Annotated in this window: 18 protein-coding genes; 2 read left to right on the top strand and 16 right to left on the bottom strand. The window is 39.8% G+C overall.

All coding sequences use genetic code 11. The features are described from left to right. Window positions 1–3: 3 nt before the first annotated feature. From DXA60_RS13445 to pseB, 11 genes are all read right to left on the bottom strand, one after another. Window positions 4–828, bottom strand: a complete 825-nt coding sequence (locus tag DXA60_RS13445) for a glycosyltransferase family 2 protein (RefSeq protein ID WP_117921907.1) — start codon at window positions 826–828, stop codon at window positions 4–6. 12 nt (window positions 829–840) lie between these two features. Next, window positions 841–1,839, bottom strand: a complete 999-nt coding sequence (locus DXA60_RS13450) for an NAD-dependent epimerase/dehydratase family protein (protein WP_117921908.1) — start codon at window positions 1,837–1,839, stop codon at window positions 841–843. Between the two features lies 1 nt (window position 1,840). Then, window positions 1,841–2,797 carry a hypothetical protein gene (locus DXA60_RS13455; RefSeq protein ID WP_006857355.1) on the bottom strand — a complete coding sequence of 319 codons (957 nt, stop codon included), beginning with the start codon at window positions 2,795–2,797 and terminating at the stop codon, window positions 1,841–1,843. Further along, the gene (locus tag DXA60_RS13460) at window positions 2,794–3,504 is read right to left on the bottom strand and encodes a WbqC family protein (protein ID WP_243006891.1); all 711 of its coding nucleotides are present in this window, start codon (window positions 3,502–3,504) and stop codon (window positions 2,794–2,796) included. The genes DXA60_RS13455 and DXA60_RS13460 overlap by 4 nt, the downstream gene beginning before the upstream one ends. Before the next feature lie 38 nt (window positions 3,505–3,542). After that, entirely contained in the window at window positions 3,543–4,652 is a 1,110-nt protein-coding gene (locus DXA60_RS13465) for a DegT/DnrJ/EryC1/StrS family aminotransferase (protein ID WP_117921910.1), read from the bottom strand. Window positions 4,653–4,671: 19 nt separating this feature from the next. Further along, the gene (locus DXA60_RS13470; RefSeq protein ID WP_117921911.1) at window positions 4,672–6,237 is read right to left on the bottom strand and encodes a hypothetical protein; all 1,566 of its coding nucleotides are present in this window, start codon (window positions 6,235–6,237) and stop codon (window positions 4,672–4,674) included. 301 nt (window positions 6,238–6,538) lie between these two features. Further along, entirely contained in the window at window positions 6,539–8,281 is a 1,743-nt protein-coding gene (locus DXA60_RS13475) for a GNAT family N-acetyltransferase (protein WP_117921912.1), read from the bottom strand. Between the two features lie 96 nt (window positions 8,282–8,377). Further along, window positions 8,378–9,136 (bottom strand): imidazole glycerol phosphate synthase subunit HisF, encoded by a 759-nt coding sequence (gene hisF / locus DXA60_RS13480; protein WP_006857357.1) that lies wholly within the window; start codon window positions 9,134–9,136, stop codon window positions 8,378–8,380. 16 nt (window positions 9,137–9,152) lie between these two features. Continuing rightward, window positions 9,153–9,767, bottom strand: a complete 615-nt coding sequence (hisH, locus tag DXA60_RS13485; RefSeq protein WP_117921913.1) for an imidazole glycerol phosphate synthase subunit HisH — start codon at window positions 9,765–9,767, stop codon at window positions 9,153–9,155. After that, window positions 9,768–10,937 carry an N-acetyl sugar amidotransferase gene (locus DXA60_RS13490; RefSeq protein WP_117921914.1) on the bottom strand — a complete coding sequence of 390 codons (1,170 nt, stop codon included), beginning with the start codon at window positions 10,935–10,937 and terminating at the stop codon, window positions 9,768–9,770. A gap of 48 nt (window positions 10,938–10,985) precedes the next feature. After that, window positions 10,986–11,978 carry a UDP-N-acetylglucosamine 4,6-dehydratase (inverting) gene (gene pseB / locus DXA60_RS13495; RefSeq protein WP_006857359.1) on the bottom strand — a complete coding sequence of 331 codons (993 nt, stop codon included), beginning with the start codon at window positions 11,976–11,978 and terminating at the stop codon, window positions 10,986–10,988. Between the two features lie 162 nt (window positions 11,979–12,140). On the opposite strand from pseB, the gene DXA60_RS13500 reads away from it, so the two are divergent. Together DXA60_RS13500 and DXA60_RS13505 are read left to right on the top strand one after the other, a co-directional pair. Beyond that, entirely contained in the window at window positions 12,141–13,325 is a 1,185-nt protein-coding gene (locus tag DXA60_RS13500) for a CgeB family protein (RefSeq protein WP_117921915.1), read from the top strand. A gap of 11 nt (window positions 13,326–13,336) precedes the next feature. Continuing rightward, window positions 13,337–14,500 carry a CgeB family protein gene (locus DXA60_RS13505; RefSeq protein ID WP_117921916.1) on the top strand — a complete coding sequence of 388 codons (1,164 nt, stop codon included), beginning with the start codon at window positions 13,337–13,339 and terminating at the stop codon, window positions 14,498–14,500. On the opposite strand, the gene DXA60_RS13510 is transcribed toward DXA60_RS13505, so the two are convergent. The 5 genes from DXA60_RS13510 to fliS form a co-directional block, all read right to left on the bottom strand. Continuing rightward, entirely contained in the window at window positions 14,497–16,341 is a 1,845-nt protein-coding gene (locus DXA60_RS13510; protein WP_117921917.1) for a motility associated factor glycosyltransferase family protein, read from the bottom strand. The genes DXA60_RS13505 and DXA60_RS13510 overlap by 4 nt on opposite strands. A 12-nt stretch (window positions 16,342–16,353) precedes the next feature. Next, window positions 16,354–16,635, bottom strand: a complete 282-nt coding sequence (locus tag DXA60_RS13515) for a hypothetical protein (protein WP_117921918.1) — start codon at window positions 16,633–16,635, stop codon at window positions 16,354–16,356. A gap of 110 nt (window positions 16,636–16,745) precedes the next feature. Further along, window positions 16,746–17,564, bottom strand: coding sequence for a flagellin N-terminal helical domain-containing protein (locus tag DXA60_RS13520; RefSeq protein WP_006857364.1), 819 nt, complete (start codon window positions 17,562–17,564; stop codon window positions 16,746–16,748). Window positions 17,565–17,786: 222 nt separating this feature from the next. Then, window positions 17,787–18,266 (bottom strand): flagellar protein FliT, encoded by a 480-nt coding sequence (locus tag DXA60_RS13525; protein WP_117921919.1) that lies wholly within the window; start codon window positions 18,264–18,266, stop codon window positions 17,787–17,789. A gap of 13 nt (window positions 18,267–18,279) precedes the next feature. Then, a complete protein-coding gene (gene fliS / locus DXA60_RS13530; protein ID WP_055195726.1) occupies window positions 18,280–18,660 on the bottom strand; it encodes a flagellar export chaperone FliS in 381 nt (126 codons plus the stop codon). Between the last annotated feature and the right edge of the window lie 98 nt (window positions 18,661–18,758).

Raw genomic sequence — 18,758 nt, forward strand, 5'->3', positions numbered from 1 at the left:
GCCTTACATTTGCAATACTTTTTCTAACAGTTCCACAATCTGTTCCGTGGCACCAAGCCGCCCGGCATCCCGTAAAATAATTTCTACTCTGTGATTAAAAGTATCGGTCGCAAGATAGTCTGCCTTATACTTTGCAAGCAGCAGACAGCTTGCGATGAGATACTGTCCACTGTCACCGCCTGATACTCCCGAAACCGAGTAACTGGCATCAAGGTATATCTCATCAAGAAAAATCGCCTGATATTTTTTTGCAATCCGCAAGGCAAAATCATAATCTTCCAGACATCGTAACGATTCATCAAGTCCCCCGACTGCCTCAACACATTCCTTCTTTAACAACATTGTCGGAATTCCTACCAGATTGTCCCACAAAAGCTGTGCATAGATATCCCCGCTTTTCTTTTCATATGGAATTTTTTCATCCGGGAGCACCATGCCTCTCCCTGCTCCGAGATCGTAGCGGAACTTATGGTAAACCATCCCCACATTCGTCCCGGCATTACGCATTGCTTCCATCTGTGCTTTTAATTTTCCCGGACGCCACAAATCATCGCTGTCCTCAAATGCCAGATAATCATAGCGTGCCAGTTTCATTCCGCAGTTTCTAGCCCTTGACTGTCCCCCATTTTCCGGCATCCGGTGATAACGAATCCTGCAGTCCTTATACGAAGTAACCACTTTCTCTGTTTCATCCGTAGAGCCATCATCCACAACAATCAGCTCAAAGTCTTCATAGGTCTGCGCAAGCACGCTTTCAATTGCTTTTCCAATCTGATTTGCCCGGTTGTAAGTCGGCAATATGATGCTGACCGGCTCTGTCTGTCTCATAATAGTTTTCCTCTAATCCTGCTTCCTTAATTCCTTAAAACGATTGATTTTCATTTCCGCCTTATAATCTTCAAATAATTTTCTGCAATCGTATTTTGGCTCATATCCAAGCTCTTTTTTCGCATTTTCGACATCCATCAGGAATCCTCCTGATGCCGGCAAGTCAGGTCTGTATACAATCTGGGATGGATGATCCTTTGGTGAAAACACTTCAATAATTGTCTCGATCTGTTCCTTTAACGTCACTGGAATTCCGGTACCCACATTGTAAAAACCTTCTTCACGGTCTGCTTCTACCGCCTTGCAAAGCATCTGAGCACAATCATAAACATGCACCATATCTTTAGAATAGTCCGGATTCCCCCACAGTTCAATTGGTTCTCCCTTCATAGCAAGCTCAATCATGCGGTATACCGGACGCAATGTCTTTTTACCATTCGGAAAATAATAGTGATATGGGCTATAACTGTAGATTGTCGGGAAACGGAAAACAAACTTTTTCAAACCATATTCCTGATGATAATGTTCTAACAGTTCAATCGCTGTATTTTTCGTAATAACATAGACTGCATGGTCTCCCTTATAACTGAAATTGTATGGCAAATCCGGCTTTAAAACTGTGCCGTCCGTTGCAAAAAGTGAAATATCAAACACCGTCGTGGAAAACAATATCCGGTCTGCATGAACACGTCTGCAATACTCTAACACATGGTATGTTCCAACTATATTCGTTTTAATATAACTCTCCGGATTGTACTCCTCCATGTAAGAAGGAATAACTGCAGCTAAATAAATTACCGCATACACATCCTCTTTCGGAAGTTTCTCAAACTCTTCCTCACGAGAAATATCCACAGAATAATACGGAATTCCCTGTTTTTCGAAAAAATCCGTTCTACGTCTTCCGGATGCAATTACCTCATATTCTTCTGGATTAAAATATTCTCTCGCATATTTCAAAACATAAGACCCTACATTTCCCGTCGCCCCAAAAATAATAATTTTTTTCATTCTACCTTTCCTCCAATTCTTTGACCACCGCTATTACTTCATCCATATCATTCTCCGTGTATCTCTGGTCACAAGGAAGCGGCACCACATTTCTACTATAGTTATATTCCGCAGTATGTATTTCACAATCTTCTAACACATTCTGCCATAAAACTGGCACAAAAATCTTGCGTTCAATTAATTTTCTTCGAAGCCTTTCCCCATCAGCACAAAAATAAGGATATAAATAGGCACCTGTCATATTCTTTACCATCAAAAGATTTTTTTCACCCAACCCTGCATCTAGTCTCTTTGCATTACTGGTACGTGTTTTCTTTACTCTTTCATAATCAATGCTTCGTAAGATGTTATGTGTCAGTGCCGACATTGCAAACAGCTCCTGCTTGTCCATCCACGCTTCATTCTCCTGATAATTCCGGTAAAACTTCTCTGCACCACATTCATATCTTCCAAGCAAAAATTCCATTCTGTCATAAGAGAAATCTGCTTGTAAGGTAATTTTCGCTTGCACATCCGTATATAAATATGCACCGTCCGGCACTCCAAAAAATTTCCGGCAGGTATAAATTGTATCCACACCATCTATTGGTTTACAGAAAAAATCCTGCGCATTATCTACAATGATTCTTTTATGCCCAGCAAACAATTCTTCCACATAATTCTTCTCAAGCTGTCCATAGTAATTGATAAGATATAAAAAAACATCCTCCTCCGGATATTTCCCCTGATAAGGTTTTTCAAACGACTTTACCTCATACCACTGTATCTGTACGCCTTCTCTCCTACATACCTCTTCAATCACCCGGCATTGCAAATACGGCAGCATTATTTTTCGTATCCGTCTCGTACGGATCAGATATCTCAGGCAATTTCTGCCATTGTTTAATGCCAGACATTCTGTGTGATATTCATTTCCTTTGTAATGTTCTATTTCAATATATCCGCCAAATTCTCTCATTCTTCTTCCTGCACCAGCATATAATTCTGTAATTGTTTACGAACTTCTTCTTTACTGTTAAACATTAACACATCTACTATGGAAAGTCCCGGAACAAATTTATCCCCAAACTGCTGATACTTTATTTCCCCGGTCTTTAAAAATTTAAGCATAATCCCATTCTCTTTAAAATCAGAAAAAGAATAAAGTGCCTGACCACCAATTGCATTATAATAGGTATCTGCCTGCAGCAACTTACAAATTTCCAGTACCTTTTCCTGTCCACGTTTGCTACAGTCCTTTTTTAAATCAGATGACAAAACAAGTTCTGATTTCATTTCCAGATAATCATGAATCTCACGGATAGAATCCGCCAAATACAATGCAAGTGATTCTTCTGGATTTCGGATTATCCTCTCTAATATCGGAAATATCTCCTGAAAATATGGTGCTTTTCCATATGCATTTTCAAGCATCCTTAAGTTTTTATTTTCAAGCGCTATTTCATGATGAACCATTATCTCATTAATTTTTTTAAAAGAACTCGCTCCAAGCATCGGCACATTTATATATTTTGCCTCTCCTCCAAGCAGTATACGGTTTCTATGAATCCAACCACCCTTAATAAAATTAACATCATCATAAATTACATATCGGTCTACCGCATTCATAAGTTGCCAGTATCCAATATACGGCAAAAAATACGGCTGCATAATTCCAACTTTCATCACATTCTCCATTTCAATACCAAAAGGAATTTCACACTTTATCCCTCTTTTTGTATCTCAAGAACCGCCTTAGAGATCATATCCACCTGTTCTATCCGCAGGCTGGCATACAACGGTAAAACAAGAATCCTGTTAGAATAATCTCTCGCGTGCTCTAAATCATTCTTTTTGTATTTGTTCCTAAAGCAGGCTGCATCTGCAGTAATCGGATAAAAATATTTTCTTGAAAAAATATTTTTCTGACGCAGTCCTGTATATACTTTATCACGTAATTCTGCCGTTTCAAACAATACCGGCATATAAGCATAATTCGGCTCTACGCCTTTTTGATACTGATTCAGCCGAAGCTTCGTCTCTCCCGAAAAGTTTTCACAATAACGTTCCACAACTCTTTTTCTAGCTTCAATATTCTGCTGCAAATATTTTAAATTGCACAGTCCCATTGCTGCCTGAAATTCATTCATCTTAGCGTTTGCCCCTACAGAAACGATTAATTCTTCATTCCGTATTCCAAAATTTTTGAGATTATACAGCTTTTCATACTGTTCTCTCGTTTTCGAACAAACACAGCCCCCTTCTATCGTGTGGAATACTTTTGTTGCATGAAAACTGAACGTCGATAAATCGCCAAAGCTTCCAACCCCTTTTCCCTGATAAGTTTCTCCAAATGCATGTGCCGCATCATAAATAACTTTCAGATCATACTTGTATGCAATCTGCTCAATCTCTTCTACATTGCAAATATTTCCATACACATGCACAGGCACAATAGCGACAGTATGTTCCGTAATGAGTTCCTCAATCTTGCTCTCATCAATAGTATAATCTTCCTTCACATCACAGAACACCGGTACGAGTCCATTGCGTATAATCGCATGAGTAGTGGAAATAAAGGTAAATGGTGTCGTAATTACTTCACCACCTTTTGGAAGATTTAATGATTGAAGCGCCAATTCCAATGCCATATGCCCATTTACCGTCAACGATATCTCCGGCACTTTCAGATAAGTTCTCAATTCATCTTCCAAACGTTTATGGTAATCCCCCATATTAGTCAGCCAATGACTTTCCCAGAGTGGCTTTATCATTTCCATGTATTCCTCAAATGGAGGCATTGAGCTTTGTGTTACAAGTATTTTATCATCCATCTTTCTTCCTCTGTTTTCTCTAACCTTCCCTGTTATTCTCGTTTTCTATAATATATTCCTGCAATTCTTTGCAAAAATTTTTGATATTTCCAAGGCTGTCTACTCCATAGATAGCTGCCGCACTCTTTCTACAATTTCCCTTCTGTTGTTCCATAAATGCAGCATCATGAATGTAGCGGTTTACGATGTCTGGCATATCCCACAATTTTTCACAGGTAAATGCCTCCCCCACCTGTGCCACATCACAATGTGGCAGAGTCAATACCGGGACATCATTTTCCACCGCATAAAATGCTCCAGTTCCTCCTCCCTGTCTCGGCGGATTTAAAAAGAGATTTCCAATCCTCATGATTCCCTTAAAATCATTCACTGCGCCTAAAAAACAGTAATGGTCTGCCTCTTCCATTAACTCATTTTCAAGTTTCGGGCAATTCCCAATAAAAACAAACAACACCTCATTTTGTTCTAAAATCATTTGAAATACCCTCTTTACTTCTTCGGTCACTTCTGTATCCAGACGATTACCTGCAATCAGAATTACAAATTTATCTTCCGCAATTCCAAAATCTTTTCTATCGACACCACTTTCTACATTTGCATTCAGTTCATCCACACACACCATTTCAAATATTTTCTGGTCTGGTCTGGTCCATTCTAAATATTTTCTATTTTCTTCCTCCGTACATCGAAAGTATCTTACGATCACAGACGAAGCCGTCTGAGCCGGCTGATTCACACATGCCATCGCACAGACCGTCGTAAAATCCCCACATAGATCTGCCAGAATATTAGAATCTCCAACCGTCAGTATAAATGCCGGGTTATATTCTTTAATATCATGTATTGCCTTTTTCAATTCTTCAAAATAATTCTCTTCCGTATAATTCAGGTTGTATCCTTTTATATGTACCCCCAAAAGTTTTAATTCAAACCTCCCCGTTTCCGGATAACAGCATACATCCACCAGTGAGTGATACCAATTCCAATACTCTGAAATCTCTATTTGATTCATATTTGTGGCATATACACAAACTTCATATCCAAGCTTTTGTAACCAGCAATAAATATTTGTCATTTTCTGAGTTGGTGCATGGGCTTCACCCAAAAGAGGTTCTATCATAAGTACAACTCTTTTTTTGTTCCTCTGTGCAAATGGAACATATTGCAATTTCATATTAAGTTCTTTTCGAATCTGTGTTACCAGATCTATATAAATACTATTTTGAATAATATAATGACGCTTTTCATCTGCAACCATTGGGGAACTAAAAACTGCTTTCCAGAGCTGACGGATGGTATTTATTCTGCTCAAAAGTGGTATATTTTCTTCTATTAACATATTTTCTATAAAATATTCCACTTTTTCATCTCTAAATGCACTTAACAGATATGAAAACAGCAGCATTTGAAATTTTCCATTCTGTTTTGTTGTTTCTGCCACACCAGCCAGACAATCCCACTGAATCTGTTGATCTAATACATCATACTGCCTCTTTAATTCCGGTTCCAATTCGCGCAATTTAGTGAAACCGCCAATATTCATATGTTCAATCGCATCGCAAATCAATGTTAAGAATTCATTCAATTCTTATTCCTCCCTATCCCTTACATTCGTCAATATTCACTCGTATCCGTCACGCAGACTACTCCATTCATGCTTTCCATCTCACATTAGAAGCTGGGAAAAAGAGTACATATTTCTGGTCCTAATCAGAAGCCTTTGGCTCTGCCAAAAGTTTTTTCACAACTCCTGAGGTATTGAGACCTACTTCCGGCTGGAAATCCTTGTTGCGCTCCAGGAAAGTGTCGACCATGCCCTTTTTTCGGCGACTATCGGGATGAAGCTATGTGTGAGATTATAATGAATCCCACTGTCAATACTACTGTCAGTGAGTGAAACTGTGCATTGCATATATCACACCACTTTCTTTTACTTCGCACAGTTTCTCCCTTATTCTGGTGTCTTCATACCTGACATCGTCTTTTAACAGTAACTCCACACCTGTTTTAAAACGATTCCACGGATTCTGACAAATCTGTAACAGCCTCTCACCCGCATCTCTGTCAAACTGTTTTTTCCATACGACCATGCCCGCCGTCTCATCCATTTCCATTGCAACTTCCACAAATTCCGCCAACCACTTGCTGTTACGGCAAATTTCTTCTAATAACATCTTATTCTTCTTACATATCCAGTAATTCACGCCCGCAGCCCCGATAAGGCACTCCGCATACTCTTCCCGTCCGGCATAATTCATCATCTCACCCATCTCCTGTGTAGAAATCATTTCTTCTACACGTATAAAACGTTCTGGCAAACTCTTTTCTATTACATTCATATAACTGTCACAAAGAGGTTCTCCAAGCGCGATATTCTGACACTTCTCTGTAAGATTGTCTAACACCCGTCTTGCTATATATTGAATTCTGGTATCTTTTGCATTAAATTTATCTGGTAAAATTGCTTTTATGCTGTCCCACTGACGTTTCTCATCATGATTATATCCGCATGTTTTTGACGATTGCGATGTGTTAAGCGTCAATACGTACTCTGACTGACTCATAACCACAATTTTTTCTGCCCTCACGATTGCTTCCGTCATTCCCTGGCAGTCCCCATAAAATGGATAATAAAAATCAATCCCATTTTCTTTTAAAAAAACGATTTCCACGTAGTGCATCACAGAATTGTAGTAGACATTTTTCATCAATTCTGCCATGCATGTCAGTTTGTCTCTGTTTTCTTTATACACCTTATACTCTGGCAATGTATGATTTACTACCTGAAATTTACCTTGCTCATATTTCGCATAATAGCTTCCTGTGAAAATAACTTGCGGATGGTGCTTAATAACTTCCCCTGCAACCTCTGACAATGTCTGTTCTGTTGTCATAAAATCATCCGCTCCAAGGAACATCATATAGCTTCCCACCGACATTTTCAGGCACTCACTGATTCCCTTACACCAGCCAATATTGTCTTTACGGTATATGCATTTTATCCTTTCATCAAGCCTCTCATACTGTTTCAATTTCTCCACAGTTGCATCGGAACTGCCATTATCAAGAATTAACATTTCCCATCCGTCAAACTTCTGGTTTTTCACGGATGATATTGCTGTATCCACTGTCCGTGCAGAATTATAAGTACACATAATAATGGTAAAAAGTGGTATTTCCTTCTCATAAATATATCCGTAATCCGTTGAAACTGACGAATATGAAAGTCCTTCAAATATCTTCTGTGATGCAATATTTTCTCTTTTAACCTCAGCCGTCATTTTTCTGCAAAATGCCTGCTCCCGCAGTCTCTCTTCCATGCATCTTAACATCCATTTAGCATATCCATATCCTCTTGCCTTTTGGCAGAGCGCATAAGAAATTTCTCCATCCACTCCGTGCAAATCCACACGAGCCTGTCCGATGTTCTCTCCATCCAGCTTCAAAACATAAATTTGCGTCTGCTTATCACCAAGTTTCTCCTTATACCATGCCATATGGCTTTCATAAGAAAATGTCTCTGTCTGAAACGAATTTTTTCTGACATCCTCCTCATTACGCAAATCATATAAAAAGCGACAATCTTCTTCTGTCGCTTTTGTTAGTGTCAGTTTCTGTATATGTTTCATAATCGTTCCATCCCTTTTGTCTAACCATATTCTATAAAACGCTCCCTATGTTGAATTTTTCCGCAGCCTTTACGTTTTTTTCGTTGCGCAGATATGCTAAATCATTCTCACTGCAACTCCGTGTTCCCCAAGATATTCCTTTGCTTCCTTCGGCGTCTGCTCTGTAAAATGATAAATGCTCGCTGCCGCTACTGCAGAAGCACCACCTTCCTGCACCGCCTTGCGCATATGCTCATAGTTCCCGGCTCCCCCGGAGGCAATGACCGGAACATTCACAAGTGACGTTGCAATTTTTATCATTTCAACATCATATCCTTCCATCGTCCCGTCGAGTTCCACGGAAGTCAGCAGAATTTCTCCTGCACCTGCCTCCACCACTTTTATAATCCAGTCCTGTAAAAGCCAGCCGGTATCCACCGAACCGTTGTGAGAAAAACAGTGATACTCTCCATCAATCTTACGGCAGTCAATGCTTGCCACAATACATTGCGAGCCAAACAGTTTCGCACCCTCCGTAATCAGAGACAGATTATCATATGCCGCACTGTTGATTGCAACCTTATCCGCCCCTGCACGAAGCAGATTCTTAATCTGGTCAATATGACAAATCCCGCCACCCACACAAAACGGTACAAAACATTCCCGTGAAAAATCCCGGATTTCATCGTAATCCGGGTCTCTTTTTTCATTGGTTGCCTCAATGTCGAGCAAAATCAGCTCGTCCACCTCACGCATATTATAAACCTTGATGGCAGGCAACACCGTATCCACCCGACGCCAGGAATTAAATCCGACTCCTTTTACCAGTCCCACTGATTTGTATAATAACGTTGGAATCACACGTACCTTTAACATTTTGCGACCTCTTTTTCTACATACTAAGGAAATTCTTAATCAACTTAAACCCCGCCTTCTGGCTCTTCTCCGGATGGAACTGCGTCCCCACAATATTATCCTTTATGACAGAGGACACAAATTCTCCGCAGTAAGGAGTCACTGTAGCAATGTTTTTTTCATTTGCTACGCGAAAATGATAGCTGTGTACAAAATAATAATTTGTTCCGTCTGCAATTCCATCAAAAAGTGGCGAATCTTCCCTCTTTAAAATCTCGTTCCAACCCACATGCGGAATCCGTTCTTTTTCCTGCGTCTGCGTAAAACGAACAATTTCTCCAGGAATATAACCCAGTCCGTCACATTCCCGCACCTCATAGCCCTTGTCCGCAAGGAGCTGCATTCCAAGGCAGATTCCAAGAATCGGCGTCTCTTTTTCCAAAACTGCCCGGTTTAATTCCTCTATCCACCCGTTTTTCCGGAGATTGTCCATGGCATCCGGAAATGCACCGACTCCAGGAAGTACAATACGATCTGCATCCCGCAGTTCTAACGGATTACCGATGATGACCGCATCCGATCCACACTTTTCAAATGCGCGCTGTACAGACAACAGGTTACCCATTCCATAGTCGATAATCGCAGTTTCCATTTATTTGTTCTCGTCCTCTTCTACATTGTCATAATTAATCTTAGTCAGATTACCATTTTTGTCCTTAACCAGCTTGCCGTTTTTATCAGTCAAAAACAGTTTTTTGTTCGTAAATTCATCACAGATTTTGATAAACTCGTCTACTGTCACACCGATTGGTTCTAAGATATCTTCAAGCTTCTTATCAAGGTAAGTCCATCGGAATGCTCCATCACGCTCCTTTACCGTCTTCATTGCCTCTTCTCTTGATATACGTCCGCGGCGGATGTGCATAGATGCCTGGTCAGAGCAGCGTCCAAAACCAAATTTCAGATACTTGAAATATTCATGAATACCAGCCTGATAATTGTCAAGGTTCTCATAATCATCGTAATCGCCTTCTACAACCTTGCCCCAGCTTTCAAATCCATGCGCTTTTGCCACAAGCACATTATGTAAACCTTCCCATGGGATGTAGTATCCAAGGAAAATGCCGGTCACACCAACACGTTTTAATTCCTCATCTGTCGGATAGGTAAATGGAATCAAGTCTTTCTTTGTAATTCCTTCCTGTCCCACAAGATCGTTAACACGAAGTCCAAGCATACCACCAAACTCCTCTAACCATCTACGGTCAAGGACATTATTCTCAACGGCTGCTGCCGGTCCGCCATATTCGTTCTGGGAATTTTCTCCCCAGATGATAAGAGGTACATTAAAATTTACCGCCATTCTCACCGGAACGGTAAAAATGCTTACATGCTCCGGCCATGAAATATCACCAACCTCTGTCAGTCCGATACGGTTTAACTTCGCACGTACCACACGGTTGGTGGTTACTTCGATGTAATCCACACCCATTTTTTTGATATTCTCGATATTTCTTCTTCCGATATCCGTGAGGTCACAGGTTGTCGCTGTCACACAGAGTGGATTCATTCCAAGTTCTAACATAGTGATAACCTGATAGGTGCTGTCCTTTCCACCACTGACCGGAATAATACAGTCCCAGTTACTTCCGTCTTTAGAACGATAACGGTCAAGAATCTCCATCAATTCTTTTTTACGCTCATCCCAGTCTACATTCTTACGGTTCTCATAGTTACGGCAGGCATTACAGATACCTTCCTCATCAAATGATAAATGCGGCTTTGTGCTTGGCAAGCAGCATCTTTTACAATACTGAATCATAATTTTCTCTCCAATTTTATTCTGATTTTTCATTACAAAATTTAATTTTTAATGTTCTTTTACATCCTTTAACCGTCTTGCAATCTCATCTACAGACAGCCATTCTGTATTTTTTCCCGAACTATATTCAAATCCTGATTCAACTTTCTTTCCGCCCGGCTGTATTTTAGAATTATCCCACCAGTCAAAATGTGGATATACAATAAAATGTTTATCATATTCATAAGTCATCATAGAATCTTCTCTTGTTACCATAATCTCATGAAGTTTCTCACCCTCACGGATACCAACCTCTGGCATTTCACATCCCGGCAAAATTGCCTGTGCAAGGTCTGTAATCTTAAAAGAAGGGATCTTGGAAATAAAGGTTTCTCCACCTTTTGCCTCTGAAAGTGCCTTAATGACAAGCTGTACGCCCTCGTCAAGACTAATCCAGAAACGTGTCATACGGTAGTCAGTAATCGGAAGCTCTTTTCCACCGTTTGCTACAATATTACGGAAAAATGGAATAACAGAGCCACGGCTTCCAGCAACGTTTCCATAACGTACAATTGAAAAACATACATCCTTCGTTCCCGCATATGCATTTGCTGCAATAAACAGCTTATCAGAAACAAGTTTTGTACCCCCGTAAAGGTTAATAGGGTTTACTGCCTTGTCCGTAGACAATGCAACTACTCGCTTCACACCACAGTCAAGTGCTGCATCCACGATATTCATTGCACCGTCAATATTGGTTTTCACAGCTTCCATCGGATTGTATTCACAGGCTGGAACCTGTTTTAATGCAGCTGCATGAACCACATAATCCACGCCGTCAAAAGCTCTGTATAATCTTTCTTTATCACGAACATCGCCAATAAAAAATCTCAGCTTATCACCATATTTTTTGAATTTATTCGCCATGATGAACTGTTTATATTCATCTCTGGAATAAATAATAATTTTCTTCGGATCATAATTTTCTAAAACATACGTTACAAACTGGTTTCCGAAAGAACCTGTTCCCCCTGTTACAAGGATTGTCTTTCCATTTAACATATTTTAAGCCTCCTGCTTTCTCTTACAGCATCCTGCTGTCATGATATTATTTATATCGAACTTTTCACCTATAATCATAACCTTTTAGGTAGAAATGCTTTGTTTATTAGTATATAATAACTATATTCAATTTGCAAACAGACAGGATTAAAGGAATTTTTCATGAAAATATTATTTTACCGCTATGGAAGCATATGTGAACCAGATATTATCGATGGATTCTGCGAACTTGGAAATGAAGTTGTCACAATCACAGAGGAAATTTACAACAAAAAGTTACTTCCCTCTGAAGGTGTTGCACTTTTAAATGAAGCACTTCAAAAGGCAAGCTATGATTTTGTTTTCAGCATCAACTTCTACCCTTTTATCTCAGAAGTCTGCAACATTTTTCAGATTCGCTATCTCTGCTGGACCGTGGACAGTCCGGTCATGGAACTTTATTCCGATTCCATCCGCAATCCGTGGAACCGGATTTTTCTCTTTGACCGCGCGCAGTATAACGAATTTTCCCGCTACAACCCTTCCTGCATTTTTCATCTGCCGCTGGCAAGCAATCCAACGCGCTGGAAAAAAGTGATATCTTCTGCCACGGATGATGATATTTCCCGTTTTTCCGGTGATATCTCGTTTGTGGGTTCACTCTATACTGAAAAATGTCCCTATGACCGTCTGAAAAAAGAACCAGGATATCTTACCGGTTATCTGGAAGGCATTATGGCAGCCCAGTTAAAGGTCTACGGTTATAATTTTCTTGAGGAAATCCTGCCGGATTCCATCGTAGAAGAGTTTCGTAATTCTCTAGAAGGTTTTTATACTCCGCCGACCGGCTTCCGCCGGAATGACCGCGCCACAATGGCGCAGTTATACCTTGGTGCAAAGGTAACTGCTATGGAGCGGCTCTGGTTAATGCAGACGCTTGGCTCCAAATATTCCGTAGACTTATACACCGCAAGCGACACGACCGGACTTCCTGTCCACAACCGTGGACTTGCAAAAACACTGACAGAAATGCCGCTTATTTTCCACTTCAGCAAGATTAATCTAAATCCTACTGCCAAGTCCATCCGGACAGGGCTGCCATTACGCCTGTTTGATGTGCTCGCATGTGAAGGTTTTTTGCTGACAAATTACCAGTCGGAGCTGACGGATTATTTTACTCCCGGACAGGATCTGGAATGTTATACCGGAGAGGATGATTTGCTCTCCAAGGCAGAATATTACCTGACACACGAAAACGATCGGAAAGAAATTGCACACAACGGTTATCTTGCTCTCGAAAAATACCATAATTATCCGGAGCGTCTGCTACAAATGATATCTCTGGCTTATGGATTAGATGCGATTTAGAAAGGCTGCTTATGAAAATATTATTTCTTGACTCCCCTGCTTTTGCTAAACAGGATATGATTGATGCGTTTGAAGCGAATCAGATTACCTGTGACCTTTTTTACCACAAAGATTATAAAGAACGGCACAGCAAAGAATTTGAAGAAGCATTTGCTGCTGCACTTACAAATGCATCCTATGCGTTTGTATTTTCTTTTAATTATTCCCCGATTCTTTCTGCATGCTGTCAGAACCACAACATCAAATATGTCTCCTATATCTATGACAGTCCATTAGTTGCTCTTTATTCCTATACCTTGATCAATTCATGCAACTACGTTTTTCTGTTTGATAAGTCAGTTTACCTTACCTTCAAAAATGCTGGTATTGATACCGTATATTATCTTCCACTTGCAGCAAATGTATCCCGTCTCTCTGCCATGGTCTGCCCGGATGCACTGACAGAAAAGCTCTCCGCCGACGTTTCTTTTGTAGGTTCACTCTACAACGAAGATCACAATTTTTTTGACCGGTTAGAAACTATCTCTGACTTTACCCGCGGCTACCTGGATGCCATCATGCGCGCGCAACAGAATGTCTATGGCAGTTTTTTTCTGGAAGATCTGCTGACTCCGGATATTATTGCCGATTTACAGAAAGCAGCACCTTATACTCCAATGTCAGACGGCACTGAATCTGCCGCCTATGTATATGCAAATTATTTTCTTTGCCGAAAGATTACTGCGCGAGAAAGACTCTCCCTGTTAAAGCAGGTTTCTGATCGTTTTTCGTTAAAGTTATACACTCATAACCCGGTTCCCGAACTTCCCCATGCACAGTTTATGGGACCTGTGGACTGGTATTCCACAATGCCACTTATCTTCAGACATAGCCGTATCAACTTAAATATAAGCTTAAAAAGCATTCACACCGGTATCCCGCTTCGCTGTATGGACATTTTAGGAAGCGGCGGCTTTCTGCTTACGAACTATCAGGAAGATTTGCTTGATTTATTCGTTCCCGAAGAAGACTTTGTTTTCTATGAGAGTGAGGAGGATTTCATCCAAAAAATCAATTATTATCTCTCCCATGAAAAAGAACGCCAGCAAATTGCTGCAAATGCACTCGGCAAAATGGCAGAACGCCATACGTTCTGCCATCGTGTAACATCAATCCTTCAGATTTTGTCTGACTAATCTTTCATAATGTAGTCCTCAATATCTTCTCTTAGTAATGGAATCGCCTTCTGATATCCCCTTAATAATTCCGTACTCTTCTGTACAAGATCTTTCGGTTCTAAATTTTCCTGAAAGACCTCGTCGCCCATCTGATATTCTGCCTCCTGTGCATATAAAACGACCAGCTCCTGAACAGGCATTTCCCTTAATTTTTCATTCAGTTCAAGCAATTCCCTTAACTGCATCGCCTCATCATGCTTTCCCTGTGTGGAGTTTTGCATCTGTTCCAAGAGGTCTTCCTGCTTCACAATAACCACATTAATGATTTCTTCAAACTTTTCAAGTTCTTTCTTCACTTCCTTTAGTTGAAGCAACATTTTTTTCTGCTGATTCTCCGAAAACGGACATTCTATTTTCTGTATCGTTCCGTAAATATCAATTTCATCTTTACACCATTCTTCTATAGTCTCTCTCAATGTTCGATTTTGTGCACCTACTATATTGGCTCCGCCTTCCGTCGCATTTACAATCTGATATTTTCCTTCATTTGTCATAAAGAGTTTTTCAAACCATCGTTTGTAACACCACATTTGAAAATCTGTCTTAAGTATCTTTCCATCAATACCTTCTACATCCATAAGTGTACGACTCTGGATATATTCATCGTTATCACCAAACGCTTTCTCTATTCCTTCCGTATGCGATATACCATTCGTAAATGCCATGTCCTGTCCAACTAATATTATTTTCCGAAATCCAAGATATGACGCAATCTGAAACGCTTCCGAAGTAACTGAACCACCTACAGACAGTATTGGAAACATATAGCCAAGTTCTTCACTCATCCTCTGGTTCCATTTTCCCCAATAATATCCATTGTAAAAAATTTTTCCTGCAAACTGTCTTATAACGTCTGGACGTGTAATTCTAGAACATGACCAGAGCAAACCATCCAAATTCAAATTCTCGAAAAATCGATCCGGGGACTCCGGATCAATAGTACAAACCATATCCGGTCTAATTCCGTTTCTCAATACAGTCCGAAGTGCTGCATCAACCACAATTATAAATGACTTTCCCTGTGCTCTTTTTAATTCCCCTACATTTTTATCCAATGACGGTCCCGCAGAAACAATAATTGCCGGTATATTCTTAAGTTCAAATTTCTCCAATTTCTGATTTACTTGTTCCAAATTACATTGACCAATCATTTTTTTCATATGAAACAGCACATGACGTGGAATCATCCTGTTAAATCCGAGGTGTGTACTTTTGTTTACAATTTCATTTTGTATTTTCTCAATAACACTATCTATAAACTTTTTACATCCATCTGCATAACGCACATCATATCCAGGTAAAATGCAAAAATCAATTAATTTCATTTTTGTATATTCAATCACACCAGAAAGAATATTTTCTACCTCTCCTTCTGCAACCTCAGGGAAATAAAAATCCAGTGTCTGATTCTGAATCAAATCTTCTATGTCAAAATAATGGCAAACCACTCCAAAAACCACTAAATCAGGTACACAGATAATAATCCTATTTGTGTCTCCGCAGCACTCTATCAGTCTTCTCACATGCCTTCCATCTCCAAAACCAAAAACAAAATAGGTTCCATACAACCTTATCGGATAACGTTCCCAATAAATGTCTGCCGCCTCTTCAGGGTTCAGACGGCTATTCAGATACCATTCATAATTATCAATGCATACAGCCACTATTTCCGATCCATTAGAAGCCGTTTTCACACTGATCCATTGATTTGCCTCATTCCAGTCAATATTTGTGACAGCACCCGCAATTTTCTCATTTTTCTTCTTTAATGCTGCAATATTTTTCTCAAAAATTCCCATATACAAACTCCACTACTCTTCGCCATAATAAAACAATACAAATAAAACCGCCTTTTCCATCAGGCAATCTGCCATCCCATACATATCCTGTTTTTCATATGCTTTCAGCAACTCCTGTATCATTACAACCGCAAAATTTCCAACCAGCTGCAGTTGCTCTTGCGATAACGTTTGTATCATATCCTGAAAGATATTTAATAATTCTGATACCCGTCCAATTGCTGCATGCTCATTATTTTGATATAACATCATACAAACGGCATCTATCTCTGCTAGTAATTCTTCTTTGTTCATCTTTTTCCCCAAATTATTTTTTCACAATACTTCTATATTATATAGAAAAAAAGCCGACAGCTTTTACTGTCGGCTTTTTAATTATGTAGTATACGCTACACTCTGTCAGATTACTGTAACAGAGAAAGTACTCCCTGAGTAGACTGGTTAGCCTGAGCAAGCATAGACTGTCCTGCCTGAGCAAGAATATTGTTCTTGCTGTAAGTAACCATCTCTTCAGCCATATCTGTATCACGGATACGAGATTCAGCAGACTGAGTATTCTCAGAAATGTTGTCCAAGTTGGAGATTGTATGCTCCAGACGATTCTGAAGAGCTCCTAAGTAAGAACGCTGTGTAGAAATTGCAGAAATAGCGCCCTGGATATTGGACATTGCTTCACCTGCTGCACTGAAAGTGTTAACCTTTACTAAGTTAGCAGATACATTTAAGCTACCAGCAGACATACTGTCGATAGAAACAGTAATTCTCTGTCCACAGATAGAACCAACCTGAAGGTTTTTATTTGCGAATGTACCATCGATGAGGTTCTGAGTATTGAACTGAGTTGTAGAAGAGATTCTGTTAATCTCAGATGTTAACTGGTTGATCTCATCCTGAATAGCTCCTCTATCAGCAGTTGTATTGGTATCGTTAGCAGCCTGAGTAGCTAACTCATTCATACGCTGTAAGATAGAATGTGTCTCAGATAATGCACCCTCAGCAACCTGGATTAAGGAAATACCATCCTGTGCGTTGTCAGAAGCTTTGTTTAATCCACGGATCTGGCTTCTCATCTTCTCAGAAATTGTTAAACCAGCAGCGTCATCACCTGCACGGTTGATTCTGTAACCAGAAGATAATTTCTCTGAAGATTTTGCCTGTGCGCTTGTTGTAACGCCTAACATTCTGTTCGCATTCATTGCGGTCATATTGTGCTGTACTACCATAATTCATTTCCTCCTTGAATTTACTGCGGCTTCCATGCCGCATCGTCTTTAATTTTGCAGTTTTCCTTCCCGGCCGTACGCTCCATTCGGTTCCACTGCCAAGTAACTTTTTCAAGTAATGTTCATCATCACTTTGTTTACTTGTATTATATATCGGATGTTAATCCCGATACTTTATAGTAAAAAAGAATTTTTTTCTTTTTTCTATCTCTATTTTTCTTCCTATTTTTTCCTGTCCGTAAACACCGGCTCGCCATAATTTGTCTTCATCATATTTTTATAATACTGATTCACGACACGCTGGCTCTTGCGGACTTCCCTGACCTGCTTATGTACAGATGCAAATTTTTTTGTCATAAGATCTTTATTGCGTGCTTCCTGTACCTGGATCGTGGCACTTTTACTGGTTAATTTACGAATATAATCCTGCATCTGCACGATCTCATCATGATAAATATCCGGATGATTCTTCAGATCATCCTTCACCCGGTCAAACAGTTCCTGAAACCCATCATCCAGCAGTTCCAGCTGTTCGATCTGCATTGACTTTTCCTCTACTGTTTTATCAAAATCATCCGGATCCAATGACGGATTCTCCAGTTCTTCACCCTGCCTGATATTTAATTCCATGATGGTGTCTAAAATTTCGCTTTTTTTCTTCAGGCTCTGTATCATAACCGGAATATATTGATTCTTCTCCATATTCTCTGTACCCTTACTGCTGCGTATGTGCCAGTTTCATAACTTCTTTCCATGTATCGCGCATGGTACGCAAGTGTTTCAGCACTTCTTCCATGATCTCTTTATCTTTTTTCATGTTTGCATCACGTAAACGAACCATCAGATAATTATATACCTCATCAAAGTCTTTTGCCACCGGATATTTATGATTTAAAGTACTCTGAAATTCCTCAATAATACGCTCTACTTTCATGATATTATCATGCGCTTTCTGAATATCTTTTGCCTCGATCGCCTCAATCGCAATATTTGCAAACTTGATTGCTCCCTCATAAAGCATCAGTGTCAGTTCTGCCGGTGAAGCAGTCATAACTTTGTTGTTTGCATACGCTGCGTATCCTCTGTTAGCCAGCATAAATCATTTCCTCCATGTGTTATATAATTTTAGATATAATTTTCTTTATGTCAATCGAGTAGGAGGGAAATCTGAGTGATTTCCCGACCTCTCACACC

It is taken from the genome of Roseburia sp. OF03-24 (assembly GCF_003463035.1).
GTDB lineage: Bacteria > Bacillota > Clostridia > Lachnospirales > Lachnospiraceae > Roseburia > Roseburia rectibacter.

Excerpts from the sequence above, each read along its gene's own strand:
- DXA60_RS13510 (WP_117921917.1), bottom strand. The coding sequence starts at position 16,341 with ATGGGAATTTTTGAGAAAAATATTGCAGCATTAAAGAAGAAAAATGAG.
- pseB (WP_006857359.1), bottom strand. The coding sequence starts at position 11,978 with ATGTTAAATGGAAAGACAATCCTTGTAACAGGGGGAACAGGTTCTTTC.
- DXA60_RS13490 (WP_117921914.1), bottom strand. The coding sequence starts at position 10,937 with ATGATTCAGTATTGTAAAAGATGCTGCTTGCCAAGCACAAAGCCGCAT.
- DXA60_RS13525 (WP_117921919.1), bottom strand. The coding sequence starts at position 18,266 with ATGGAGAAGAATCAATATATTCCGGTTATGATACAGAGCCTGAAGAAA.
- hisH (WP_117921913.1), bottom strand. The coding sequence starts at position 9,767 with ATGGAAACTGCGATTATCGACTATGGAATGGGTAACCTGTTGTCTGTA.
- DXA60_RS13460 (WP_243006891.1), bottom strand. The coding sequence starts at position 3,504 with ATGAAAGTTGGAATTATGCAGCCGTATTTTTTGCCGTATATTGGATAC.
- DXA60_RS13505 (WP_117921916.1), top strand. The coding sequence starts at position 13,337 with ATGAAAATATTATTTCTTGACTCCCCTGCTTTTGCTAAACAGGATATG.
- DXA60_RS13445 (WP_117921907.1), bottom strand. The coding sequence starts at position 828 with ATGAGACAGACAGAGCCGGTCAGCATCATATTGCCGACTTACAACCGG.
- DXA60_RS13455 (WP_006857355.1), bottom strand. The coding sequence starts at position 2,797 with ATGAGAGAATTTGGCGGATATATTGAAATAGAACATTACAAAGGAAAT.
- DXA60_RS13465 (WP_117921910.1), bottom strand. The coding sequence starts at position 4,652 with ATGGATGATAAAATACTTGTAACACAAAGCTCAATGCCTCCATTTGAG.
- hisF (WP_006857357.1), bottom strand. The coding sequence starts at position 9,136 with ATGTTAAAGGTACGTGTGATTCCAACGTTATTATACAAATCAGTGGGA.
- DXA60_RS13450 (WP_117921908.1), bottom strand. The coding sequence starts at position 1,839 with ATGAAAAAAATTATTATTTTTGGGGCGACGGGAAATGTAGGGTCTTAT.
- DXA60_RS13500 (WP_117921915.1), top strand. The coding sequence starts at position 12,141 with ATGAAAATATTATTTTACCGCTATGGAAGCATATGTGAACCAGATATT.
- fliS (WP_055195726.1), bottom strand. The coding sequence starts at position 18,660 with ATGCTGGCTAACAGAGGATACGCAGCGTATGCAAACAACAAAGTTATG.
- DXA60_RS13520 (WP_006857364.1), bottom strand. The coding sequence starts at position 17,564 with ATGGTAGTACAGCACAATATGACCGCAATGAATGCGAACAGAATGTTA.
- DXA60_RS13515 (WP_117921918.1), bottom strand. The coding sequence starts at position 16,635 with ATGAACAAAGAAGAATTACTAGCAGAGATAGATGCCGTTTGTATGATG.
- DXA60_RS13475 (WP_117921912.1), bottom strand. The coding sequence starts at position 8,281 with ATGAAACATATACAGAAACTGACACTAACAAAAGCGACAGAAGAAGAT.